A 25056-nucleotide genomic window follows, 5' to 3' on the forward strand; every position below is an offset into this window, starting at 1 on the left:
GCATGGGTATAACATAGGTACAACATTTCTGCATTCCTCATCTTATAACACGATTTAGTCTTAATTGATTTCAAATGCGAGCATTTTTAAGTTTTACAGCTTTGCTTAAATCTTTTAGCAAATATTTAGAAATAGATAATCCCAAAATTCATTTGCGTTTTTTGAAAGTGTGAAAATTTGTTAAAATTTTGATTGAAATTTATTACTTTTAAAAAATCAAATTTAAGTTTTCCCCCACTTATTTTTTTGATAATCTTAAGTCCACAGTTTTGTGAACCCTATGCCTATGTATAATACAAATGATTTCTATTGATGAAAATTAAATTTTTAAAGGCAAGTAATGGGGATGCTATCTATATCAATCTTTTAGATAAGAATGACCAACCAAGAAATATTCTTGTAGATGGCGGTCGTGAAGCTACTTACTTTGACAGGGTACGAAGAAATGGCCCTTTAAAAAGAGTAATAGATGACATTAAGTATAGGAAAGAAAATATTGATTTGCTCATTCTGTCCCATATAGATAACGACCATATTGAAGGATTTCTGAAATGGTTTGAGCAGGATAAAAAAGCACCTGATTTTATTAAAGAAGTATGGTTCAATTCTGGTGAAGCAATTGCAAGGTATTTGAAAAAACCAAAAAACGATGATTTAGATTTATTCCTTGCTGATGGGTCTAATGTCCTTACTGGTGTAGATGAAGGAATAGAATTTCAAAAGTATCTTGAAAAGCATAATCTTGACCGTGATGGCATCATTAAAGCTGGATTAGAATGGGAAGGTTTCGGTTTAAAAGTCAATATTCTTACACCTACGCATAAACAGTTAGAGAATTTACTTGAACATTATCAGGAAAAAACAGGTGATATAAAATATACCGCAGCAGGAAATGATTGGCACAAAAATCTAAGTGACATAATTTCTGAAGAAAAAAATCCATCTTTCCGATTTAGGCAAGACCGAAGTGAGAAAAACGGCAGTAGTATTACTCTATTAATTTCTTACAGAAATAAGAAGGTTTTACTGCTTGCAGATTCACATCCGAGCGAAGTATGTGCTGCTTTAAAAGATTTTGGCCATTCAAAAGAAAATGCCGTAAAGGTTGAGTTTATGCAAGTATCTCACCACGGCAGTAAAGCTAACAACAATAAAGAGTTGTTTGAGCTGGTAGATACCCAAAATTACATTATCAGTACTAATAGCTCAGGGCACGGCCACCCACATAAAAGTGTCATCGCAAGAATTGTATCTAAGAACCCAAAGGCAACCATCTATTCCAATTATGAGACAGTGGCCAATAATCTTCTCACTGAACAGGATAAAGCGGACTTCCCACAATTACAAGTCAAACTAATTTCAAAGTTTCAAATTTAAAATGAGCATCAATGATTTAAAAAAACATACTGTAAAGGTAGGTTCTGGAAGTGGGTGCGTGTTTCAGCCTATGGATGACGAATACACTTATATATTAACCGCAAAGCACCTTTTTCAAAATAAAAACGAAGAGACTGATGAATTAGAATATTTAAGTGATGGTGCAGAAATACCGTTAACTTTTTTGGATTTTGATGGCAATAAGTGGAATGTTCATTCGGAAACATTCACTATTTGCTTTGAAGAAAATTTCTTTCCTCATCAGAATTCTGATGCGGCAATTTTGAAAATAACATATCGTGCAGGTTTTGATAATATTCATATCAGAAAAAAGTGCCCACAAAACGAATTCTACCTAAGCGGATTTCCAGGAAGACTAAGTCACCAAGATACATTAGGTAATACCGTTGCAACATTTGCAGTTACAAGATTTAAACAATCTGGTGATTTTTTTGATGTTGCTGAGTTAAGTAACCATAATTTAACAAGAGATGAAATCCAAGGCTGTTCAGGTGGTGGTATTATGGCTGTTGATGGCAAATCAAATGTTTTTATAACAGGAATACAAAGTAGGATGGCCACTAATGTTGATTTATCTTTAGGTGAAATCGGATTTGTTCCTATAAGATACTATGAAGATATAGTTGAAATTTATAATGCTGCTGGAAAACTGGTAGAGTTGCTGCCGGTTTTTCTCAAATCATTTGTTTCACTTATTGGCGACACTTTTCAAATGGGCTCAGCACCAATACACAAGGAAGAAGCTGCACTTTCAGACCTTCTCACGGCAAAAGCTGAACTAATTCGACAAAGTGATTTAACACCTTTGGGTCTTAAGAGCTTTATGGGTGACGAACGTCTTTTGGTTAATTGTAAAGACAATGTTGAGCTTCGTCGCAAAAAAGTATGGACTTTTTGGTTAGAGCTGTTGGTGATTTTGAATATCGCTAAAGATAAACTACATAATGCCGAAGACTTAGATGCACTTACCCAAAACATCAGGTTTTTTTATTCCAATACCGATAAGGATTTTTTGGATGAGCATTTACAAGACCTATGGAAAGTTGATTATACTGATTTAGCTGATGGTGGACTTGTGATTTTTGCTTCAAATCAAAAAAGGCAGAGTGCGGTTACCAAGGGTGTACTCGATTTGTGTGATATAGTGCCAAACATATCATCAGCACGCAGAGAATTTGCGAAAGTACAAAACGAAGCTTTTGCTTCTGACGCTATAAATATTGCTGAAACACTTGATTTTCCATTTGACCGTTTTAAATATACCAATATAGCAACATTTAAGGAAGATGCAGCACTGGACCTTGATGAAAAATTTGTTGATATGAAACCAGTAGAGTGTTATCCTTTATTAAAAGAATTATATGAAAGACTCTTACCGTGATATAAGGGAAATATTCAAAAATGATTTTTCTGAGACCACAGTTGAAGTTACTACTGTGGAATTAGAGAAGGGTATAACCCATTGTATTTTTCTTAAAATACCCGATGAAAAATTCTTGTTAGAAAACTGGAAAGCTATAACAAATAATATAGCATTGAATTATCAAAATCATCTTGAAACAAGTTTTGAAAAATGGAATATCTATCTGTTCTTTTTAACGTCGCAAGCTATTGAAGATATTGATTTAAAATATACCATAGAGAACAACACCTTTTCCAGCCGAAAAATTGTTGAAGATGCCTCTCTGTCACAAGAAGCTCTAATTAAGAAACACGTCAACAATGAGCTGACCTTAGAAGCTGATGTAATTAGAAGTGAGTCCGTTGATTTCTTATACGACCCCATAATTTACGATGTCTTGAAAGATAAAAGAATTAAGAAAAAGAACATTTTGCCAGAACAATTAAATCTTGCGTATGATGAGTTAATCACTAAATTTAGAGAGGAAGAAGAATGAAATTCAATTCAGTAGAAATATCAGGTTTTAGGATTTATGACCGTCCAGAAGATGCCAACTTTAATTTTGTGACCGAAGATGGTGAAACTGCGGATTTTGTTTCGCTTTTTGCACCCAATGGTTTTGGCAAAACATCGTTTTATGATGCCGTTGAGTGGGCTGTGACAGATTATGTGGGGCGATTCTGGGTCACAAAAAATACCGAGAAATCGCTTAGGACAATGCGACGTCTTACGTCTGGGCAAATATCACTTTTTAAAAACCGGAATTCCACGAATGAGACTTGGGTAAAAATCCTTGACTCAGAGAATAATGTTTACAAAGAAAACCGCCTTAAAGTCGCTAAACAACGTGCAAACGATGCCAGCTCTAATAGTAAGGATGATAAGAATTTTGCAAGAGTAATTCTTTCGCAAGAATGGATTGCAAGATTTTTAAAAGAGGCTGACGGACAGATTCGCTATAAAAAATTTATGGAAAGTAATCCAGGCCTCAGCGAGGTCGATTTGTACTACCAAAATGTCATTGCACTTTCGGGTGCTAATAATAAAAAGATTGATGTTCTTGAAAAAGACATAAAAGAATTTAAGGGCAGGATTACGGAAACCTCTGATAAAGACTTGTTGGCTACCGTTAATAACCAAATAGCTGTTATCAACAATTTTGAGTTCAATGAAAGACTTGATGTAATTGAGATTACGACTACCAAAAAGCAAGTAACAGATTTTCGGGATGCTCTAACGGATAGAATTACAGACGATACCGAGTTTAAAAAATTAAAAAAATTACTGTCGCACATTCGATTGGCACAGAATGGCGATACCGATTTCCTTTCTCGTAAGCAGTACTTTGAAGCTATAGAGAACTTGGCAAATACGGTTAAGCAACAAATTGTAATAAATGAAAATCTGCTGGATTTCAAAAAACTCGAAGCTACCGCTAATGAAATAAAGCAAAAGGAAAAATCAAAGGCTGAAATTTTGACACGGTTAAAAGCACTTGAAGTTATCCAGAATTTGATTCCCGCTTATAACGATACACTTTCAAAAATCACGTCGAAAAATGAGGTCAAAAACCAACATCAGGAAAAATTAAAGAAACTTCAAACCTATATTGAAGAGAGCAATAGGAAGGTCATAGAGGCTGAAAGTGCCAACAAGAGGTTTGAAAGGCAGCGTTTGAAAATCAATGAGCAATTAGCCAAAATCCCTGAACTTAAAAACAACCTTGAGTCGCTTGTAACTTCAATTAAGTCTTTAAAAGAAAAAATTGAGCCTCAGCACAAAAAAGTTTCTAAATCGCAAACTGCATATTCTAAGCTTGAGGAAGAGATTGATGAACTTGAAAAGGTTATCCAAGAATTTGATTTGGGTCAATATTCGGAAACAAGCCTTGGTAAGAATCAAGAACAGATAAAGAACCTGAAACAGCTTGAAACTTTGGAAGCACTAAGGTTGGGGTTTAAGAAAGAGTTAGAGTCAATACAAGAGAACATCGATTCGCAAGAATCACTCAATAAATCCCTTAATGAGTTTATTGCTTCTGGTCTTGCCATTGTGAACCAGCAGGAAACCGACACTTGCCCGCTCTGCGAACAAACCTATGATAATTATCAAGCTCTGGCAGATAGAATATTAAACAACAATGCGCTTTCTACCTCTATAAAAACCTTACTGGATGAGCGCTCAAAAAAACAATCGGAAATAAATGAAAATGTAGGTACAGCAGATAAGCTATACGAAAACATCAAGCAGTTTTACGTAAATAAGTTGGCCGATTTACAAAATCGACTAAAACGTGCTGAAGAAACAAAGGAAAGTGAAGAACGTGTTCTCGATGAGCTAACAAAGCATCTAAATGCAGAAAATGAGAGGCTTCTCGACTTAAAATCAAATTTTCAAGATGAATCCATAGATGCCTACCAGAAAAAGCTTAAAGCAGAAATAGAGGTTGTACAGACTTCCAAAGCATCTGGTGAAGAACAAATCAAAAAAACCAAAGAAGCACATCAAAAATTAGAATCTGAGAAGATTGAACTTTCAGAGAAGATAGAACTATTGAATTCCGAAATCAATGATTTAGCAAATGATAAAGATTATAATGAAGTTGCCCAGTGGTTGGATATCAACGACCAGGGTGAAGAACAAATAATTGATTTTGTTAGTGCCAAGATCCAAAAAACCAAGGATGAATCCAAAGAGTTAGATGAAGCTCTTTCAACTCTAAAAAAAGAGATAAAAACGCTCGATGAAAAACTCAAAAAACTTAACGAAGAACAACTCAAGGAAAATTTAAATGAAGTAGAGAAAAAACTTCAGGATTTGGAATCCCGTGTTGGGGCTTATCAAAACCATCTTGAAGATAATCTTCTAATAAAAACAAGTAGCCTAACGAATGAAACGCTCAATAGTTCCCTAAAAACCCAGGAAACTGAAACAAAAGAAAAGATAAGCCAGCACGAGCAATACGTAATCGAGGTAAATAAACTTAAAGGCTACTCTGAAAACATTCTGCCATATTTACAATCCGAGCAGGCAAAATTAGATTTGGCCAATACACAAAAGGAACTGAAATTTTTGCACGATAATGTGCGCAAATCTCTAAATGCTGAAATTGAGAAAACCAAAAATCATTTGGACCAAAGAATTAAGGACTTCTTTTACGAAGATTTAATCAATGAAATTTACGGGAAGATTGACCCTCACCCAACGTTCAAAAATGTTAAGTTTATCGCAACTTTTAGTGGTGATAGCCCAAGTCTCGATGTTTACGTGAAAGGTGGGACAGAAGAGAATGATGAAAATAGTCTTATCCCGAATTTATATTTCAGTTCAGCCCAGATAAATATTTTGAGTCTTAGCATCTTTCTGGCTTCTGCACTTAATTCAAAAACTTATGACTGTATATTTATCGATGACCCAATTCAATCTATGGATAGCATAAATGTACTTTCTACCATAGACTTATTGAGAAGTATTGTTGTAAATAATAAAAAGCAAATCATTCTCTCTACACACGATGAGAATTTTCACAATCTTTTAAAAATGAAAATTCCTTCTAAACTTTTTAAGTCAAAGTTTTTGGAACTCGAAAGTTTTGGAAAGTTAAAATCAACCCAATTGGGTAATGAACCTCTATACTCAAAGGCCTGAAGCATTGTCGTGATTATAAGTTCACTTGGGAATGACTATAAATGTACTTGTACCTGTTTTTTGTATTTTAAGAGCAGTCTTGTAAAATTAGAGCTCTTTCTTATACTTTTATCCAAAGCGTATATTAATAAAATATGGGAGCTACTTCGGCATTAAAAGGATACAGGACACAATTTCTATACTCACTATACAGAATACTTGTCGACTATGATAAGGGCTACGTTTTTCGAATCGAAGGGGGGTATGAAGATATTGACATACTAGACAACCAAAGAGAATATGTGGAGTCTGTCCAAATAAAAAATAAAAGCGGAAACTTAAGTTTTTCTGATTTGTTTACAGCGAGTGATTCGTTTTTCAAACGAGCATCTAAGTTATCGGCTAAGAGTAATGGCGTAAAAATTAAGATTGTCTCCTTCGGAAGCGTAAGTGAAGAATTGAAGAATGATAAAATTCTTGCAAAAAAATTAAAGAAGAAGAGATTTAAGGATGAAACTATCAAGAGAATACTTGATACCTATCAACTACCAGAATTAGTAAATGAAGAGCATTTAACCTCTCAGGTTTTACAACGTTTAAAAGAGTTCAATGTTTTTACCGACCCTAGTATTGCTTTAGAACTTTTATTATTTTGGATTTACCGTTCTGGCGAAAATCAAAGGGATATCCTGGGTAAGGATTTTGTAAGTAATCTAAATAGAATTGGCCAATTTATAAGTGAACAAAAATCTTTTCAAAATCAATTTGGTAAATCCATACATCCAATTACCCTAAAAAATCTTTTAGATGAAGATGTCCAAACTCTGAAGAAGACATTTTACTATGGGATTTCTGCTAAATATGAGCATATTCTTGCTGATTTGGATGTAGTTCGGGAAGAACAATTGGACTTGATAAAAATTGCATTTCATAGGAGTAATATTGTTTTTATACACGGAGCTTCAGGTCAAGGAAAAAGTACATTAGCCTATAGATACATACATGATTATTTAGAATCAAATGCTGTATACGAGCTTAGACTTTCCAAGAACGAAAACGAGGTTTATCAGACTTTGAATACTCTTGAGGCAATGAGTAAAGGGTTAAACTTCCCCATTACTGTCTATATTGATGTAGAACCTCAAAACAACAATTGGAACAGCATTTTAAGAGAGCTTTCAAATAAAGAAAACGTCAACTTTTTAATCACAATCCGCCAAGAAGATTGGAATAGGGTGGTCTTAGGCGAGGACTATGAATTCCAGGACATTGAACTGGTTTTTAACAGAAACGAAGCCAAGGTGATATATGATTCTCTTTCCTCGTATCGGACTGATTTGAAGTTTACCGATTTTGAAGACTCCTGGCTAGAATTTGGGATGGGCGAAATGTTGTTGGAATACGTTTATCTAATTAATGAAGGAGATACACTAAGAATTAGGTTAGACAATCAAGTACGTCGGCTGGAGAAAGAGAAAAAGGTTGATGAACTAAAGATTTTAAAATATGTGTGCATTGCTGATACGTATGGCGCTAAACTTGACTATCTAGAGCTTCTGAAATTTCTAAAAATAGATAGAACCCTTTCCAATTCATACGTGCAATTGTTGGAAAAGGAATATCTATTAAAATACTCAAGAAACAAGAAATTTCTAACCGGTCTGCACCCAATCCGATCTAAGCTTTTGTACGATATTTTAATTGAAAATAATGATTTCGATGATAAAAACCAGTATATCAGTAATTTATTGAATATAATTGACGAAGATGATTTGCATAAGTTCTTATTGAATAGTTACATGAATGGCTATGCGGTTGAAGATTCCATACAATGGCTAAGTATAATTGATTTCAAATCCTGGGCGGGATTCCTTAATTCTTTTAACTCTTTATTATGGAAAGGAGCTCATGATTATACTTTGATTACAAACCAAGAGGTATTCGAAGATGCATATACACTTTTGAAAGGTGCTTGGTGGATATTTGTTTTTGTGGATTTCACTGAGATGCTGACATCAAAATCCCAACTTGATTTGCTTGATATTCTCCACAAGAATCATGAAGGCCCTAATAAAAGGAAGGCACAAATAGAGAGGTTAACCGCGCGACTAACACCAAAAGATGAGGTTTTTAAGTATTGTAACTCTTGGCTGCAAAATTACAGTCAAATTGACATAACGCCGACGGAAGTGGATGATTATAAAAATCTCGGTGAGTTATTGTTTTGGCTCGGGCATCTAAAACTACAAACTACCATACCACTTAAGGAAAATGACTTACTAGAATTTTTTGAACGTGGGACAGTAGATATAGAGATTAAATCTTTATTCCTTTTAGGTTTAAAATCATATAACTATTTCATTGATAAAGTGGAATTAAAGATTAAAATAGAGGAAATCTTCATAGCCAATTTCCGAAAACTCTTTAACATTCCATTTTTTACTGATAATGGGAAAGAAATATCGTCTAAATTCTTTTTTGACTTAACAACAGCTTATCATGATAATAAGCTGGAAAACAAACAATTTTCAGACGGCGGGATAATTGATGTTGATTTTGAAAACCTAATTGATTCTTCAAACATATTTCATGAAAGTACAACTAGGATATTAAATATGTTGAGACAAGCTTTTCCAGATAGAAATAAGTTTCAAATTAATGGAATTGGTTACAACCCTACGGGTATGGTTTCAGACCATGATCCTACCTCAAAAAACATTTCCATCGAAAATTTACCCCTTCATTTTCTTACCGGGTTAAATCGTTTGATTATCAATTTTGTTGATTATCAATACAGAACGGAGAATTGGGAAGAATACATAGAGAAAATACTTGATGACAGAAGAATACATTACAATGCTTTATTAGAGTTCAGAAAGGGCATTGTTATGTACTTTAAAAACGAAAATAATGGTCTTAAGTTCTTAATAGAAAATGAATCTTTAATAAAGCAGCCATTATCAGAAGTGGAAAATCAAAAACTGCCAAAAAGTGTTGCGGATAAGTGGTGTTATTTAGGTGACGACATAAAAAAGAAAGAAGACTACAAAAACGTCAAGGTTGCGTACAGTGCTTTTAAATATAGAAATTTCACCTCAATAAAAAGGGACTTTTTTACTAGTATAAGCAACTATATTAATCGTTCTTATGAGGAAATTTCAAATTCGTTAAAAAGACTTAATGGCAAAGGTGCAGAAATAGAAAACGAAAACCTGCGAAACTTAACCGAAGTTATTTTGAGTGATTCTTTCAAAAACCAAGTAGCTTTTCAAGAAGAACTTGCCGACAAGTTTGAAAAGTACTATGACTCAAAAGAATTGCTAACTCTTGCAGAAAAGGAGAAGAATTTGTTATTAACTCATATAACCATTTGGAAAGCATTTCTTTATTCTCCCCATAGATACCAACCAAGTATTTTGAAATCAGCTCGATTGAGATTTGAAAAAACTATTTTGGATTTAAGAAAACGAATATTGAAAGAGACTAGGAATCACTTTTCAGGTTCGAATCTTTACGGCGAACTGATTACAGACACTGATAACAAAAATTTAATCTTTTTGTTGAACGTAACTATTGAAAATTCAATGGATGCGGTTTGGTCCTTCGTCGATTTGATTTTAACAATCTTCGGTTCAACCCATCATTCATCTTTGAAAAACCTAATTTTATCCCTGAAATTTGAGACTGTAACTCTTGTTCAGCTAGTCGACGGTAAACCGATCCATGACAAGTTTTTTGAAGTTTCTACTTCAAAACTAAGTTATATTCAAACCAAAGTTAATGAGGGCTATGAGTTTACAAGCTTATTTGAAATATTTAATATCCCAAAGGACACAAACAAAGAATTTCTAAGAGAAAAGGATATTTTCTTTTGGAACGATATAATACCGGAAATCAAACTATATGAGGAATGTTATCAAACGATAGCTACTCTGCAATATTTAGATACACACCTAGAACAGATTAAATTAAGTTTTGAGAATGTTGATGAAATTGGTAACGGCATAGTTCAAAATTATTTTAGCAACATTCAAAAGGGAGTCTTAACCGATGTTGGGCGTGAAATAGAGCTAAGGATTGATAAATTGAGCGATCATTTAATTAACAACGCCGATAACGAATCCAAATTTGATTTTGAAGAATTAAAGTCAATTTGTAAAGACATAAATAAATTAACCAATGTAGATATGGCTCAATTTAGCCTATCAGACGTGCTTTCCAAGGTTCCAGAAATAGAAAAATTATATATGATTTTTGTTCAGGATAAAATTGACGAATTTAAAGATTTGTTGCCTTAGCACATTTAATATTTGGGAACTGGTGGTTATTTCGGAGTAATGGTGCCACCCATTTCGGTCAAATGGACTTATAATATCTACGCGACTTAGCACAATTATGGCACACGTTAGAGCATTAACTAGGGTACAATTCTTTCATCGGTTATCAGCCTGCTTGAATAAATATTAAATTCTTTATAGAGTGCACCTTTTGGAAAAGTGTTTTGAATATAAATGTCCTTAAAGGTTTTCAAAGAGGTAGAAGCTTCTAATTTTAGAATAAATGGTTGTGTTAATTGATGATTTTTATGAATGAGCAGCGTAAATTGACTACGATGAATCGCCGGCTAACCAAACAATCGATTCATTTCTTCCGCTTCCTCTTTGTGATAGAAATCTTTTAAATAATGCTGGGTTGTTGATAATTTGGTATGACCCAATAGTTTAGAAATCATCAATATTCCAGTATTGGATTTTACCGCGAAATCTGCAAAAGAATGTTTGGCCATATGCATACTCACCCCTTTTTTAATGCCTGCTTTTTTACACGCAATTCTCAATGATCGGTTGGCAGCGTTGTTTGAAATATATAGTCGATGTTCAATTTCTTCGGCCGATTTGTCTTCCATACCATAGAGTGGAGGGAAGACGAACGTTTCATCCTTACCTTTGTATTTCTCTATTATATCGATTGCCTTAGGGGTAACTGGCAAAGTTCTTTTCGCACCGGCACGAGTTTTAGATTTTCCCATGGTGTAGACAATCTCATTCCCGATGATATTTTCCCATTTGAGTCGGCATACGTCGGAGAAGCGCATGCCGGCGGTAAAAAAAGAAAATAAAAACATATCCCTAGCCTTAGACATCCCTTTGTGATGCGCTGGAATTTCTAAATCTGAAAGCTTTTTGATTTCATCGAATGTAAGGGATTCTTTCTCCGTATTCTCGGTAACAATTTGATAACCTTTTATTGGGTTTATTTTGATGATGCCAATGGCAACTGCCTTATTCAGAACCGCATATAGCGATTTAAAGTTGGAGGCAACTGTATTTACTTTGTTTCCTTTCTCAAGCATCCATTGTTCATAATCTTTAGCAAACTGAACTGATAAATCTGAAAATGAAACGTGATTTGCAAACTCCTTCAACTTTTTTATATACTTCTGCTGGGTATTGGCCGTACGTATTTTTCCTTTTAGTCTGGCCTCATCCACTATCTGTTGATAGAAATCCAAGAAGGAACTGGAGTCGTACTTTTGGGCATTTTTGTAAAGGAAAAGAAGTCTTTTCGCTGAAATGCCCTCATTTTCATAATACAGTTTCTGAAGTGAAAGTAAAAGGGTGTTTAAACTGGTGTTTAATTTTTCCTCTATAGGATGACGCTTGATTTTTTTTCTTTTATCGTCCCATTGAGTTCTTCTAACGGAGATTCCTGAATCTAAATATTGTACATCCCTATTAGAGGTCTCCATCTTGAGCCTTATCAATTGCGTGCCATTTTTCTTGACGTAAGAAGAAAGATAGAAATTAAGGTTCATTTTAATTAGTTCGATATTAGTTCGAAAACCAATCAAATATAAACAAAAATAAAGGAATATAAACTTTTTATGAGTTGTTGAAAAACAGTGTTATAGTAGTAGGTGTAAGGTTTAATGCTACTTATTCCTGCATGGTATGATATACGTTCTGTACATCATCGTCCTCCTCAATTTTTTCAAGGAGTTTTTCCACATCGGCAACCTCCTCCTCGGAAAGCTCCTTGGTCACTTGCGGAATACGCTCAAAACCGGAGGAAATGATTTCGATTTCCCTTGACTCCAATTCTTTTTGAATGGACCCGAAATTTTCAAAGGGGGCGTAGATATGAATGCCGTCCTCATCCACAAAAACCTCTTCGGCACCAAAATCGATAAGTTCCAGTTCCAGCTCCTCTGGATCCAGCCCCTCTCCATTGATAGTAAAGTTGCAGGTATGATCAAACATGAATTCCACCGAACCCGAAGTACCCAGGCTGCCGTTACATTTATTGAAATAGCTTCGGATGTTGGCCACGGTGCGGGTATTGTTGTCCGTAGCGGTCTCTATCAATATCGCAATCCCGTGGGGGGCATAGCCTTCGAACAAAACCTCTTTATAATCGCCTTGGTTTTTATCGGTAGCCCTTTTAATGGCCCGATCAATATTGTCCTTGGGCATGTTCACCGCCTTGGCATTCTGAATTACCGCACGCAATTTTGAATTGCCATCAGGATCTGGGCCTCCTTCTTTGACGGCCATTACAATATCCTTCCCAATTCGGGTAAATGCTTTGGACATTGCTGCCCAACGTTTCATTTTTCGTGCTTTTCTAAACTCAAATGCTCTTCCCATCAAGTATTAAATTATGGATAAGGGCAAATTTAGAAAAAAAAGAAGCCTTGTCAAGTGGTTGAATGTAGTTCAGTGCTCAAGAAGTGAAAATAGTCTCTATGGTCTGCGCCAGTTTAAAATCCTTCTCGGTGACTCCACCGGCATCATGTGTGCTTAATTTTATGACAAGGGTATTGTACACATTTTCCCAATTAGGGTGATGGTTCATCTTTTCACACTCAAAAGCAATGCGGGTCATGGCTGAAAAGGCCTCCTTGAAATCCTTGAAGGTGAACGATTTTATGATAAAATTGTCCACAAACTCCCAACCCTGCAGCTGTGCAAGACGTTCCTCAATTTCTGATGGTTCAAGGCGCTTCGACATAGGTTTCTGAAAATTGGATAAAGGTAAAGCATTCAGGGACGTGTGAATCCCACACACCATGGCTGCTCCATGCCCAACCCCCTGAATCCACGGCAGGTTCTGCTTCCTTATACTGATTGAAACGGGAGAAATCCATGCGCCATTCATCTCCATGTTTAGGAGGTGTGGTTTTATCACTGTTCTTGGTCAAAATGTCCAGACTGCTCCACGGAAGCGCAAGTTCAACGGTCCATCCGCGGTCCCTGTCATCAGACTTGTTGATGGTGCCATCCACATGCACGGCAGTTTTAAGTCCTTGTAGGTCCCAATTCCAAAATCCATAGCGATTGCCTCTGGGATGTCTGTAACCAACCCCTTTGAAATCCCTTTTTTTCTCTTCATTGGGACCAAGGTTGGGCACTTTGTCATATCCTTGGGAGAGATAGGCATCTTCCCAAACAAAGAACACCTCGTAAATGGTGCCGAACGAATTGATTTCAAACTCATAGTACGCATCCTCTCCGGCAACGAATAGTTCCACATCATTATTTTGGTAAATGGGCGAATCCCGTTCCGTCAAGGTGGCGGTCACATCCGGTTCAGTGACCCAATAGGCCACATATAGGTACTCCTCGTCCCAAACCACTGCAGCCTTGGTTTCATGGATGGTCTCATTGCCATAAATTAGGTCTTTGAAGTTGCCTGATTTTTTTGCTTTTTGCCAGACTTCTTCATCGGGCTTCCCGTCCAGCGTAATGGGACTTTTTATCTTTTGTGCCGTATACCTTGGGATTTCTGTTATATCACAAGGCGGATATTTTTTATTTTCTTTTGATTTCTGTCCGATGGCACTGAAAACCCCTAGTAGGGCCAGGATTGCAAAAAAATTACGTTTACTCACTGTGTTGGTTATTAGGTTGGTGGGTCACTATTGACGCACTTAAAAATAAGCATATTTCTTTGCGTTTTATAGTTTATTCAAAAAATAACCAAAGAAAAAGAAAGCTTTGTCAATCCACTGGAATGTGATGATCAATGATTTCCTGACAGCTCACCATGAGGTTTTTTGGCAATAAATTGTCCTTGGGAAGGGCGGCCAAATATCGATCTTCGTTAGTGGTGTATACCCGCTTTATCAGGGGATGGTAATTTCCCATGCGTTTTATGATGTCCCTAATGAATTCTTCATGATGGATAAGGTCCCTGCTGCCCAAATGGAAAATGCCAGTTTTGTTCCGGTTGATCAAATAATGGATTTGTTGGGTCAATCGGTCGTCATTGGTCACATTGATGATGAGGTTGGGGAATACTTCAATGGCCTCGTGGTTCTCCAAGTTCATTTTAATTTCCCTGACCCGGGGAGAGGTATTGCCAAACACCATGGGAACCCGTAAGATGGCGGTTTTCTGTTTGGGCAATCGCATCATCATGTTCTCAATTTTTATTTTCAGGCGACCATAAACACTTACGGAAAGCGTTTTGTCAAATTCATAGGAAGGAAACTTGCTGTAAGCATCAAAAACATTGGCAGATGAAATAAAGTACAGCTTGGCCGTGCTGTTCATCAGATACTCCATGAGGTGTTGATGCGCTTGGATCTGTGCGCCAAAGTTTCCCCTTAATGCGGAAATGATCACATCTGGATGTACTTTCTCCAGTACCCTGAAAATATCATCCTCCTGCAGATCATACTTTAAAAATTGCTTGTTCGATGCAAAAGAAGTGTTGGAGCAATAGGTGCCATACGTATCAAAATAGGAGCAGAGTTCCTTATAGATGGCATTGCCCACAAAACCGCTTGCTCCTAGTATGAGTATCTTTTTTTTGTCCAAACGCTATGATGAGGGTTTATAAAAAGGCAATTTTACAAGGGTTGCCGGCACTTTGTTGATGCGGATTTGAATATGGATGGTTTGGTCTATTTTGGAGTGTTCAACAGGCACATAGCCCAGGCCTATTCCTTTGGAAAGGGAAGGGGACATGGTACCCGAGGTCACTTTTCCAATTTCATTGCCATCGGCATCCAAAATGGGATATCCATTTCTGGGAATCCCTCTTTCTTCCATTTGAAACGCGATGAGTTTTCGTTTGGGACCTTCTTCCTTTTCTTTGGCAAGGGCCTCGCTGTTCACAAAATCCTTGGTGAATTTGGTAATCCAGCCCAGTCCGGCCTCGAGCGGGGAAGTGGTGTCATCAATATCATTGCCATACAGGCAATACCCCATTTCCAATCGAAGGGTATCACGTGCGGCCAAACCTATGGGTTTAATACCATAATCAGCGCCCGCTTCCAACACCTTGTCCCAAACCTGCTGTACTTCGGAGTTCTTGCAGTAGATTTCAAAACCGCCGGAACCGGTATACCCCGTAGCAGAAATGATCACATGTTCTATCCCGGCAAAATCACCTACCACAAAACTGTAGAAGCCAATGGCAGAGAGGTCTACGGAGGATAACGATTGCATGGCCTCTACCGCTTTGGGTCCTTGAATGGCCAAAAGCGAATAGTCGTCCGAAAGATCGCGCATATCCGCACCTATGGACTCGTTGTATTTTGAAATATGATCCCAATCCTTTTGGATGTTGGAGGCATTGACCACCAAAAGATAGGTTTCCTCCTTGATGCGGTATACGATCAAATCGTCCACAATACCACCGGTCTCATTGGGCATGCAACTATATTGCGCTTTGCCAATGGTCAATTTAGAAGCATCATTGCTACTTACTTTTTGGATAAGGTCCAAAGCATTGGGGCCTTCTATCAAGAATTCACCCATATGGGAAACGTCAAATACACCCACACTCTCCCGTACGGTTTGGTGTTCAATATTGACTCCCTCGTAAGAAACAGGCATGTTGTAACCTGCAAACGGGACCATTTTCGCCCCTAATGCCTCATGTGTTTTGGTAAGTGCGGTGTTTTTCATGGACGTCATTTTTTGCCATGGCAAATGTATAGAATTAATTAGGGATACTCTTGCATTCGAATCTTATGATTTTTATAAATATTTGTATTTTGGACGAAACATAATTACATGCAAAAGACCGTATTGACTTTTCTGTTCACACTCCTTTTTGTGTGGGGAATGACCCCTCAGGACACCCCAAAGGATTATTTACAAGCCGATTTTCATAAACAACGAAGGGATGAGTTGAGAAAACTATTGCCCCCCAATACAGCGGTGGTACTTTTTGCCAATGCAGAGCGGAACCGGGCCAATGATGTGGATTATGTGTATCACCAAGACCCTAACTTTTACTACCTCACAGGATACCATGAGCCCAATGCGGTACTCGTGCTTTTTTCTGAGACCCAGACGGATACCTCAGGAAAAAAGTTTGATGAGATCATTTATGTCCAAGAACGGGACCCTCAGGCCGAGCAATGGACCGGAAAGCGTTTGGGCGTTGAAGGGGTAAAGGAAAAACTGGGTTTTGATATGGTTTTTAACGGGAAGGAATTTGAAAAGTTCCCGTTGGATTTTTCAAAATTCGATATGGTTTCCTTTGAGGATTTTCACAATGATTATCGTGATAAATCCGGGAATGCAGATTTGTTCGACCTTATCAAGACCTTCAAGGAAAAAGCCAATTATCCCTCCAATTACAATTCTACCCGAAATCAATTGTACGCCATGATATCCGCTGCCGATGATTCCAACAGTGGAAATTTGGCATCAACCATTAAAAGGGCATTGACACGGGATCCCGAGTTAAAGGATGATCCCTTGTTAAATGGATACGTGAATGCTGCAAATGATGAACTGCGGAAAGAAATCAAGAATACGGTATTGGTGGTCCAAAGCGAAAGCAATTTGGATTCTAGGGTGTTGTCCATGGCCATGGCAAAACTGAGGGAGATAAAAACTCCGGAGGAGATCAAGCTCTTAAAGAAGGCTGTTGAAATTTCGTCAGTGGGTCAAATTGAGGTTATGAAGGCCATGCACCCCAATATGTCCGAAACTGAGATTCAGGGTGTCCACGAATACGTGTACAAGAAATACGGTGCGGAATACGAAGGTTATCCTTCCATTGTGGGTGGAGGAAACAATGGTTGTATTCTTCACTACATTGAGAACAACAAGACCAAGGTGGGCAATGATTTGGTGCTGATGGACTTGGGTGCGGAATACCACGGCTATACCGCCGATGTGACCCGTACCATTCCTGCCAATGGAAAATTCACACCCGAACAAAAAGCAATTTATGACATTGTTTATGATGCCCAGGAAGCGGGTATAAAAGCCAGTGTGGTGGGAGCTTCTTTTCGTGAACCTCACATAGCGGCGTATGAAGTAGTGGCAAAACGTTTAATGGATTTGGGGATTACCCAAGATGAAAATGAAGCCAGAATTTATTTTCCGCATGGGACATCACATTACCTTGGGTTGGATGTTCATGATGCGGGCACCTACGAAGCCTTTAAAGCCAACTCGGTCATTACAGTGGAACCTGGAATTTATATCCCAGAAGGAAGCAAGTGCGACAAGAAATGGTGGGGCATTGCTGTGCGTATAGAAGATGATATTTTAATCACCGAAAATGGTCCCGTCAATCTATCGGAAATGGCACCAAGGACCACAGAGGCCATCGAGGCCATGATAAAACAGCCCAGCCCCCTGGATGATTTTAAACTTCCGGAGTTGGATTAGTTTTTATCCAACAAATAGCTTTTAAGGTCTTCGTATGTTTTTATGAGGATGGAATGCTTTTCCTTGTCCATTACTTTTTGGATTTGGGCGGGAATTTCCGGACTTAACCCAAGCGTGTCCTCAACCACATCGAGAAATTTTACCGGGTGAGCCGTTTCCAAGAAAATACCAAAGGTATTTGGATGGGTCTTTTGAAATTCCTTCAATCCCAAATAACCAACAGCACCATGGGGATCCATAACATACCCTGTTTGGGCATAGACCTCCTTCATGGCCGTTTTGGTTTCCTGATCAGTAAAGGAATAGGAAGAAAGGTTTTCTTGAAGTGTGGCCAAATCGTCTTGGTACAAATGTCGGATACGGACAAAATTACTGGGGTCTCCCACATCCATGGCATTGGAGATGGTGGCAATGGAAGGCATGGGTTCATAAATCCCTTTTTGCATGAATTTGGGTACTACGTTGTTCACGTTGGTAGAGGCCACGAAATGTTTAACAGGCATCCCCAGTTTTTGGGCGACCATTCCTGCGCAAATATTTCCAAAGTTTCCAGAAGGCACCGAGAAAACGATTTCCTTCCCTTTGGATTTGGCTTGTTTGTAAGCAAACAGGAAGTAGAACAATTGAGGTAACCATCGGGCTACATTGATGCTATTGGCCGATGTAAGCTTTTTGTGACCGGTGATTCCAGCATCCAAAAAGGCTGTCTTCACCATGCGCTGGCAGTCATCAAAAGTGCCATCCACTTCCATGGCCACAATGTTCTGCCCTAAAGTGGTCAATTGCTTTTCCTGGATGTCGCTCACTTTGCCGCTTGGGTACAAAATCACCACGTTTACGCCATCAACTCCCAAGAAACCATTGGCTACGGCGCCACCGGTATCCCCAGAGGTAGCTACCAACACCGTGACTTCCGTGGTTTCACCTTGGGAAAAATATCCCAAACAGTTGGCCATGAAGCGTGCACCCACATCTTTGAAAGCCATGGTAGGGCCATGGAACAGTTCAAGGGTGCCTACATTTTCTTCAATGTCAACTACGGGAAAATCAAAATCCAAAGTGTTGGCAATGATTTCCTTTAAGACGGTATCCGGAATATCATCACTCACAAATTGATGAATGGCCTGGAATGCGATTTCGTGATGGGAAAGTTCGTCGATATGTTCAAAAAAATCCGTTGGTAGGGGTGTTATGCTTTCCGGAAAGTATAATCCTTTGTCCGGGGCAATACCTGCAATCACGGCTTCTTTGAAAGTGGCCTTTATATGGGAATCGTTTAAGCTGTAAAATTTCATGTTCTATCCTAATTTTTTTACGCCATGGATATTGACCTTTGAGATATGGATGTCAAACGGGATTCCAATGTTTTTGTAGGTTTCCTCCATGGATTTTGCAACATTTTGGGCATTGTTTTCGCCTTTGCTCAAGGCAAAGATGGAAGGGCCCGATCCAGAGATGCCACAACCCAGTGCCCCGGCATCCATTGCATTGATTTTGATATCGTCAAAAGCGGGGATCAATATAGATCGGATGGGTTCCACAATATGGTCCTCAAGGGAGCGCCCGATGAGGTCATAATCGCTCTGGAACAGTCCGGCAACCAATCCGCCCAAATTACCCCATTGTTTGATTCCCTTTTCAAGGGAAATGGTGGTCTTCAATATTTTTCTGGAATCCGAAGTCTTTATTTCGATCTGCGGATGGATCACCGTGGCAAAAAGCTCATCTGGGGTAGGAATGGGGACAATGTCCAAAGGGGCATAGCTCCGAACCAAGGTGAACCCACCATAAATGGCGGGGGCCACATTATCGGCATGGGCCACATCACTGGCCAATTTCTCGCCTTCCATGGCAAATTGAACCAGTTCCAATTTGGAAAAGGGTCTGCCTAAAAGCTCGTTCATGGCCCAAACGGCACCTGCTGAACTGGCCGCACTACTTCCAATGCCGCTGCCCGGTTTTATGCGTTTGTCGATTTCAATCTCAAAACCACCGTCATGATCACTCTTCTCCAAAAGGGCCAAGCCCGCTACGCCAGAAACATTCTTCCCGGTTTCCAAGGGTAGATCCTGACCGATGATCTTGGTGATGCGGATTTCCTTTTCAGGGATTTTCCGAACCACCATTTCATCCCCAACCGAATCCAGGGCCAGACCAAGTACGTCAAAACCGCAGGAAACATTGGCAATGGTGGCCGGACAAAAAACTTTGATTTCTTCCATGATCAATAGTTTCCAATTCTGATAATATCCGCAAAGATACCTGATGCAGTAACATCTGCACCAGCGCCGGCCCCTTTTATGATCAAAGGTTGGTTGGGGTATCTTTCGGTAAAGAACAGTACAATGTTGTCGCTTCCTTCCAAATTATAAAAATCGTGTCCCTTTGGTATTTTTTGAAGTCCTACCTTGGCCTTGCCTTCTTCAAACTGGGCCACATATTTGAGCTTACAGTCTGCATCCGCTGCGTCCTTATACATTTTTTGAAAATCGGCCTCGTACTTTTTCAAGGATTCAAAAAAGGCCTCGTTGGAATTGGTTTCCAAGCTTTCCTTGGGTAAAAAGGCTTCGTTCTCGATATCCTCAATATCCAATTGATACCCACTTTCCCGGGCCAAGATCAAGATTTTCCGCATTACATCTATCCCGCTTAGGTCAATGGTAGGGTCGGGCTCCGTGTACCCTTGTTCCTGTGCCTCTAGTACTACGTCGTGGAAGGTGACTGTATCATTGAAGGTGTTGAACACAAAGTTGAGGCTCCCTGAAAGTACAGCTTGTATCTTTTTCACTTTGTCCCCGGAGGCAATCAAATGCTTTAGGGTGTCAATAATGGGAAGACCGGCCCCAACGTTGGTCTCGAACAAAAATGGAGCGTTATATTTTTTGGCCAATTGTTTTAAATCCTTGTAGTAGGTATAATCCGAAGAACAGGCAATCTTGTTACAGGTAACCACGGAGATGCTGTTCCGCAAATAGTCAGGATAGCTTTTGGATACCTCGGCATTGGCCGTATTGTCCACAAAGACACTGTTGCGATAGTTCAGGGATTTTACACGGTCAAAGAATGCTTGCTTGTCCGCTTTCTCGCCTTGGTCCAAAAGATTTTTCCAGTCTTTTAGGGCAATTCCACCCTCATCAAAAACCATGTTTCTGGAGTTGCTGATGCCAATGACCCGAACATTGAGTTTAAGTTCGTCTTTCAGGTATTTTTTTTGCTGTTGGATTTGCTCCAGGAATTTGGAACCTACATTGCCCACTCCCATAACAAATAGGTTGAGCTGTTTGGTGTTTTCCTCGAAAAAGGTCTCGTGCAAGGAGTTGAGTGCTTTTTTTACATCTTCTTTTCGGATTACCGCAGAAATATTTCGTTCTGAGGCACCTTGTGCAATAGCCCTGATATTGACGTTGTTTTTGCCCAAAGTACTGAACATTTTTCCGCTCAACCCTTGATGACTTTTCATATTGTCGCCCACCAAGGCCACAATGGTAAGGTCTTTCTCAACAATAACAGGCTTTATCTTTTTGGTGGCCATTTCATATTCGAAAGCTTCATTGACCGCCTTTTCCGCTTTTTGGGCGTCTTCGTCTGAAATACCCACGCATATGGAATGTTCCGATGAGGCTTGGGTAATCAGGACAACACTGATGTTTTTTAGGGACAAGGTCTCAAAAAAGCGTTTGGAGATTCCCGGGATACCGATCATACCGGAGCCCTCCAAGGAGAGCAGGCAAATATTGCCCACATGGCTGATGCCCCGAACCGTTTTGCCATTGCCATTGTTGTTTTTGGCAATGAGTGTTCCTGGGTTTTCAGGGTCAAATGTGTTTTTAATGGCAATGGGGATACCCTTGCCCAATACGGGTTGAATGGTTGGGGGGTAGAGGACTTTTGCCCCAAAATGGGAAAGTTCCATGGCCTCCTCGTAACTGATATGCGAAATGCATTTGGCCTGCTTCACCAATTTTGGGTTGGCGGTATACATTCCACTCACATCGGTCCAAATTTCAAGAATATCCACTTGTTCTGCCGCAGCAATGATGGCGGCGGTATAATCCGAACCACCCCTGCCCAAGGTAGTTGAGTCCCCAGAATCGCTTGAGGCCACAAATCCAGGTAGCAATACTATTTTGTGTTCATTGGCTGTAAAGAAGGCATGGCAATTGGTATTGGTCTTTTCAAAATCCACATTGGCCTTGCCGTAATTATCATCGGTGTTGATAAGCTCACGGCTATCCTTGAAAATGGCATCCAGTCCCTCAGCTTTAAAGAATTCACTGATGATGTAGGCAGAAAGCAATTCGCCATAGCTTACAATTTTATCAGAGAGTTTTTGGGTGACCTCCCCAATTAAAAAGGAACCTTCCAGAAGCGTTTCCAACACGTTGAGGTCGCTTTTGACCTTGCTCAGAACCGCACTTTGATGTTGTACGGGAATGAGTTCCTTGATGGCGTTGAGGTGTCGGTTTTCTATTTCTTGCAGGGACTCCTTGTAGGCCACATCTTGGTCCGAGGCCAGCTTTAAGGTGTTTAGGAGTAGGTCTGTAATACCGCCAAATGCGGATACCACTATTGCGGAATTACTGCCCTCAAGGTTCTGTACTATGGACTTGACCTTGCGTATATTTTCTGGATTGGCAACTGAAGTGCCACCAAATTTTAAGACTTTCATGATGAAAAATAAATGTAAAACGTTGTAAAATGGATTAAAAAAACGGACGGATGATATATAGCAGACTTACCCCAAAGGGGTGGTGGTAATCAAAGTGAAGATAGATGGAGTGGTTTCCATTGTAATAAGATTACTATCCGTTTGTTTAATTTGCATTGTTCAATAATGAGGTGATAAAAGTAGTACTTTTGAAAACTTCGTCAAATGATTCTGGTCGTTTTTGCGAAATCCGTACAAATAATCAAATTTTTGTGTTGAATGAAAATTTTTTCTGCCCAGCAAATCTATCAAGCTGATAAATTCACAATAGAAAAACAGCAAATTACCAGCGATGTTCTCATGGAGCAGGCTGCCACCAAAATTTTTGAATGGATACACGCTAGATTGCGGGGCACCAGTGTGAACATTCAATTGTTTTGTGGAATAGGCAACAATGGAGGGGATGGAATGGCCTTGGCCAGGCATCTTCAAGAACATGGGTACGTCATTACGGTGCATGTGGTGAATTACAGTGAAAAACGGTCCAAGGATTTTCTATTGAACTTGGAGCGACTAAAGGACCGAAAGATCTGGCCAAATTTCATCAATGCAGAAAGTGAGTTGCCCGAAATCTCAGCAAACGACATTGTGGTGGATGCCATTTTTGGCATTGGCCTAAATCGCTCCCCAGATGATTGGGTTGGCCAATTGATAGGGCATATAAATGCGTCCCAAGCCTTTGTATTGTCCGTGGATGTTCCTTCAGGATTGCCGATGGATAGGGCGCCATGGAACCCAAAGTATGTTATAGAGTCAAGTTATGTGCTTAGTTTCCAAGTGCCTAAGTTGGCTTTTTTTCTACCAGATACAGGTGTTTACCTGAACCAATGGGAAATTTTGGATATTGGATTGGATCCTGAATTTTTAACCCGGGAAGAGGCTGATTATGAATTGGTGGGTAAGCATCAAATAGTGTCGTTATATCGACCGAGATTAAAGTTTTCGCATAAAGGAACCTACGGCCAAGCTATGATTGTTGGAGGGAGTTACGGTAAAATTGGAGCGGTACAATTGGCCAGTAATGCATGCTTGTCCTCAGGTGCGGGATTGGTAACGGCCTTTGTTCCACAATGTGGCTATCATTCCCTTCAAACGGCAGTGCCTGAGCTAATGGTCTTAACGGATACAGATGAACATTGCATTACCGAAATCAGTATGCCGTTTGCGCCCAAAGCGGTCGGAATAGGGATGGGTCTGGGGACGAAGGAGCCTACCATAAAGGCGTTCAAGGACTTTTTAAAACAAATGGAGAGTCCTGTTGTAGTGGATGCAGATGGCCTCAATATTTTGGCGATGGCCCCACACATGTTAAAGGATGTCCCCCCACAGTCCATTTTTACACCCCACCCCAAGGAGCTGGAACGTTTGATCGGTACATGGACGGACGATTTTGAAAAATTGGAAAAAGCAAAAGCCTTTTCAATCAGCCATGATATTGTTTTGGTGATCAAAGGGGCTCATACCATAGTCCTATACAAAGGGAAGGGTTATGTGAATACCACGGGCAACCCTGGAATGGCCACTGCGGGCAGTGGAGATGTTCTTACAGGAATGGTAACGGGGTTAATGGCCCAGGGCTACACATCGTTGGAAGCCGCTATTTTTGGGGTTTATCTGCATGGTTTGGCAGGCGACATCAGTGCTTCGCAAAATGGGTATGAAGCCTTAAAGGCATCGGACATTGTGAATTCAATAGGTAGGGCCTATGTGGAAATTTTAAGCCCTCCGGATGTTGAAGAAAAAGAGCAAGAATAATTAGGAATCCTTTATTTTTTTCGGTTTGATTCTTTTCTTCACCCATGCCAAGGCATTTTCAAACTCAATGAAAAATTCCATAGGCTTCTTGTAGAAAAGTTTTTCTATTTTGAAGTTGTGCATATCTATCTCCTTTTTGGAAACGATGGCAAAGGCCTTGAGGTTTTCCAATCCCCTTAAGTAATTGTAGATGGTGGGATCCACGGCATAGGAATTTTTTCGTAGGCTGATATAGCCAAATTCCCTGTCCCTGAAGTGTATTTCAGAAATCCCGATGATTTGATAGGCACGTTCCAGCGTAACCGTAGCACCTTCGTCAAAGGTTGCGACCATGTAGTTGTCAAAGACCTGTACCGATCCTATGTCCAATTGGTACTCTCGTACCACGATGGTCTTCTTTGTAGAAGTAAATTTCATTCCCCAAAAAGTTATAGTGTCTCATGGCGAAAATATATTGAATGGGAGGGGGGGTGAAAAATATTAGATTAAAAGCTCAAATATCGTTTGTATGGTAACATTGGGGT

At 39.2% G+C, this 25056-nt stretch carries 17 protein-coding genes; 7 read left to right on the forward strand and 10 right to left on the reverse strand.

The window, feature by feature from the left end; all coding sequences use genetic code 11:
- Nucleotides 1-312 precede the first annotated feature (312 nt).
- The 5 genes from DN53_RS10050 (at nt 313) to DN53_RS10070 (ending at nt 10725) form a co-directional block, all read left to right on the forward strand.
- The gene (locus DN53_RS10050; RefSeq protein ID WP_109649973.1) at nt 313-1377 is read left to right on the forward strand and encodes a ComEC/Rec2 family competence protein; all 1065 of its coding nucleotides are present in this window, start codon (nt 313-315) and stop codon (nt 1375-1377) included.
- Nucleotide 1378: 1 nt separating this feature from the next.
- Nucleotides 1379-2779 carry an ABC-three component system protein gene (locus DN53_RS10055; protein WP_109649974.1) on the forward strand — a complete coding sequence of 467 codons (1401 nt, stop codon included), beginning with the start codon at nt 1379-1381 and terminating at the stop codon, nt 2777-2779.
- Complete coding sequence (locus DN53_RS10060) at nt 2760-3296, forward strand: ABC-three component system middle component 1 (protein WP_109649975.1); 537 nt, start codon at nt 2760-2762, stop codon at nt 3294-3296. The genes DN53_RS10055 and DN53_RS10060 overlap by 20 nt, the downstream gene beginning before the upstream one ends.
- The gene (locus DN53_RS10065; RefSeq protein WP_109649976.1) at nt 3293-6448 is read left to right on the forward strand and encodes an AAA family ATPase; all 3156 of its coding nucleotides are present in this window, start codon (nt 3293-3295) and stop codon (nt 6446-6448) included. The genes DN53_RS10060 and DN53_RS10065 overlap by 4 nt, the downstream gene beginning before the upstream one ends.
- A 134-nt stretch (nt 6449-6582) precedes the next feature.
- Nucleotides 6583-10725: an ATP-binding protein gene (locus tag DN53_RS10070; protein ID WP_109649977.1), complete on the forward strand. Its 4143-nt coding sequence runs from the start codon at nt 6583-6585 to the stop codon at nt 10723-10725.
- Between the two features lie 326 nt (nt 10726-11051).
- Here DN53_RS10070 and DN53_RS10075 read toward each other — a convergent pair whose 3' ends face one another.
- From DN53_RS10075 to gcvT, 6 genes are all read right to left on the reverse strand, one after another.
- Entirely contained in the window at nt 11052-12242 is a 1191-nt protein-coding gene (locus DN53_RS10075; protein ID WP_109649978.1) for a tyrosine-type recombinase/integrase, read from the reverse strand.
- Between the two features lie 121 nt (nt 12243-12363).
- The gene (locus DN53_RS10080) at nt 12364-13074 is read right to left on the reverse strand and encodes a YebC/PmpR family DNA-binding transcriptional regulator (RefSeq protein ID WP_129654156.1); all 711 of its coding nucleotides are present in this window, start codon (nt 13072-13074) and stop codon (nt 12364-12366) included.
- Nucleotides 13075-13150: 76 nt separating this feature from the next.
- The gene (locus DN53_RS10085) at nt 13151-13438 is read right to left on the reverse strand and encodes a 4a-hydroxytetrahydrobiopterin dehydratase (RefSeq protein ID WP_129654157.1); all 288 of its coding nucleotides are present in this window, start codon (nt 13436-13438) and stop codon (nt 13151-13153) included.
- The gene (locus DN53_RS10090) at nt 13422-14318 is read right to left on the reverse strand and encodes a carbohydrate-binding family 9-like protein (protein WP_165357357.1); all 897 of its coding nucleotides are present in this window, start codon (nt 14316-14318) and stop codon (nt 13422-13424) included. The genes DN53_RS10085 and DN53_RS10090 overlap by 17 nt, the downstream gene beginning before the upstream one ends.
- 109 nt (nt 14319-14427) lie before the next feature.
- Nucleotides 14428-15249: a sugar nucleotide-binding protein gene (locus DN53_RS10095; RefSeq protein ID WP_129654159.1), complete on the reverse strand. Its 822-nt coding sequence runs from the start codon at nt 15247-15249 to the stop codon at nt 14428-14430.
- A 3-nt stretch (nt 15250-15252) separates the two neighbouring features.
- Nucleotides 15253-16344: a glycine cleavage system aminomethyltransferase GcvT gene (gene gcvT / locus DN53_RS10100; protein ID WP_129654160.1), complete on the reverse strand. Its 1092-nt coding sequence runs from the start codon at nt 16342-16344 to the stop codon at nt 15253-15255.
- A gap of 108 nt (nt 16345-16452) precedes the next feature.
- Here gcvT and DN53_RS10105 point away from each other — a divergent pair, with 108 nt between their 5' ends.
- The gene (locus DN53_RS10105; protein WP_242502112.1) at nt 16453-18069 is read left to right on the forward strand and encodes an aminopeptidase P family protein; all 1617 of its coding nucleotides are present in this window, start codon (nt 16453-16455) and stop codon (nt 18067-18069) included.
- Here the strand turns inward: DN53_RS10105 and thrC are convergent.
- Genes thrC through thrA form a run of 3 tightly spaced genes read right to left on the reverse strand, consistent with a single transcriptional unit; the run spans nt 18066 to nt 22738 of the window.
- Nucleotides 18066-19364 carry a threonine synthase gene (gene thrC / locus DN53_RS10110; RefSeq protein ID WP_129654161.1) on the reverse strand — a complete coding sequence of 433 codons (1299 nt, stop codon included), beginning with the start codon at nt 19362-19364 and terminating at the stop codon, nt 18066-18068. The genes DN53_RS10105 and thrC overlap by 4 nt on opposite strands.
- A gap of 3 nt (nt 19365-19367) precedes the next feature.
- Nucleotides 19368-20291 carry a homoserine kinase gene (locus tag DN53_RS10115; RefSeq protein ID WP_129654162.1) on the reverse strand — a complete coding sequence of 308 codons (924 nt, stop codon included), beginning with the start codon at nt 20289-20291 and terminating at the stop codon, nt 19368-19370.
- 2 nt (nt 20292-20293) lie between these two features.
- Nucleotides 20294-22738: a bifunctional aspartate kinase/homoserine dehydrogenase I gene (gene thrA, locus DN53_RS10120; RefSeq protein WP_129654163.1), complete on the reverse strand. Its 2445-nt coding sequence runs from the start codon at nt 22736-22738 to the stop codon at nt 20294-20296.
- A gap of 258 nt (nt 22739-22996) precedes the next feature.
- On the opposite strand from thrA, the gene DN53_RS10125 reads away from it, so the two are divergent.
- Nucleotides 22997-24532, forward strand: a complete 1536-nt coding sequence (locus DN53_RS10125; RefSeq protein WP_129654164.1) for an NAD(P)H-hydrate dehydratase — start codon at nt 22997-22999, stop codon at nt 24530-24532.
- Here the strand turns inward: DN53_RS10125 and DN53_RS10130 are convergent, their stop codons facing one another.
- On the reverse strand, nt 24533-24949 hold the full coding sequence (locus DN53_RS10130) for an STAS/SEC14 domain-containing protein (RefSeq protein ID WP_116219220.1): 417 nt from the start codon (nt 24947-24949) through the stop codon (nt 24533-24535).
- Between the last annotated feature and the right edge of the window lie 107 nt (nt 24950-25056).

Source organism: Flagellimonas olearia, assembly GCF_004150225.1.
GTDB classification, from domain to species: domain Bacteria; phylum Bacteroidota; class Bacteroidia; order Flavobacteriales; family Flavobacteriaceae; genus Flagellimonas; species Flagellimonas olearia.

Bases quoted from the DNA above. Each gene is read 5' to 3' on its own strand.
- DN53_RS10050 (WP_109649973.1), top strand. From the start codon at position 313: ATGAAAATTAAATTTTTAAAGGCAAGTAATGGGGATGCTATCTATATC.
- DN53_RS10055 (WP_109649974.1), top strand. From the start codon at position 1,379: ATGAGCATCAATGATTTAAAAAAACATACTGTAAAGGTAGGTTCTGGA.
- DN53_RS10060 (WP_109649975.1), top strand. From the start codon at position 2,760: ATGAAAGACTCTTACCGTGATATAAGGGAAATATTCAAAAATGATTTT.
- DN53_RS10065 (WP_109649976.1), top strand. From the start codon at position 3,293: ATGAAATTCAATTCAGTAGAAATATCAGGTTTTAGGATTTATGACCGT.
- DN53_RS10070 (WP_109649977.1), top strand. From the start codon at position 6,583: ATGGGAGCTACTTCGGCATTAAAAGGATACAGGACACAATTTCTATAC.
- DN53_RS10075 (WP_109649978.1), bottom strand. From the start codon at position 12,242: ATGAACCTTAATTTCTATCTTTCTTCTTACGTCAAGAAAAATGGCACG.
- DN53_RS10080 (WP_129654156.1), bottom strand. From the start codon at position 13,074: ATGGGAAGAGCATTTGAGTTTAGAAAAGCACGAAAAATGAAACGTTGG.
- DN53_RS10085 (WP_129654157.1), bottom strand. From the start codon at position 13,438: ATGTCGAAGCGCCTTGAACCATCAGAAATTGAGGAACGTCTTGCACAG.
- gcvT (WP_129654160.1), bottom strand. From the start codon at position 16,344: ATGAAAAACACCGCACTTACCAAAACACATGAGGCATTAGGGGCGAAA.
- DN53_RS10105 (WP_242502112.1), top strand. From the start codon at position 16,453: ATGCAAAAGACCGTATTGACTTTTCTGTTCACACTCCTTTTTGTGTGG.
- thrC (WP_129654161.1), bottom strand. From the start codon at position 19,364: ATGAAATTTTACAGCTTAAACGATTCCCATATAAAGGCCACTTTCAAA.
- DN53_RS10115 (WP_129654162.1), bottom strand. From the start codon at position 20,291: ATGGAAGAAATCAAAGTTTTTTGTCCGGCCACCATTGCCAATGTTTCC.
- thrA (WP_129654163.1), bottom strand. From the start codon at position 22,738: ATGAAAGTCTTAAAATTTGGTGGCACTTCAGTTGCCAATCCAGAAAAT.
- DN53_RS10125 (WP_129654164.1), top strand. From the start codon at position 22,997: ATGAAAATTTTTTCTGCCCAGCAAATCTATCAAGCTGATAAATTCACA.
- DN53_RS10130 (WP_116219220.1), bottom strand. From the start codon at position 24,949: ATGAAATTTACTTCTACAAAGAAGACCATCGTGGTACGAGAGTACCAA.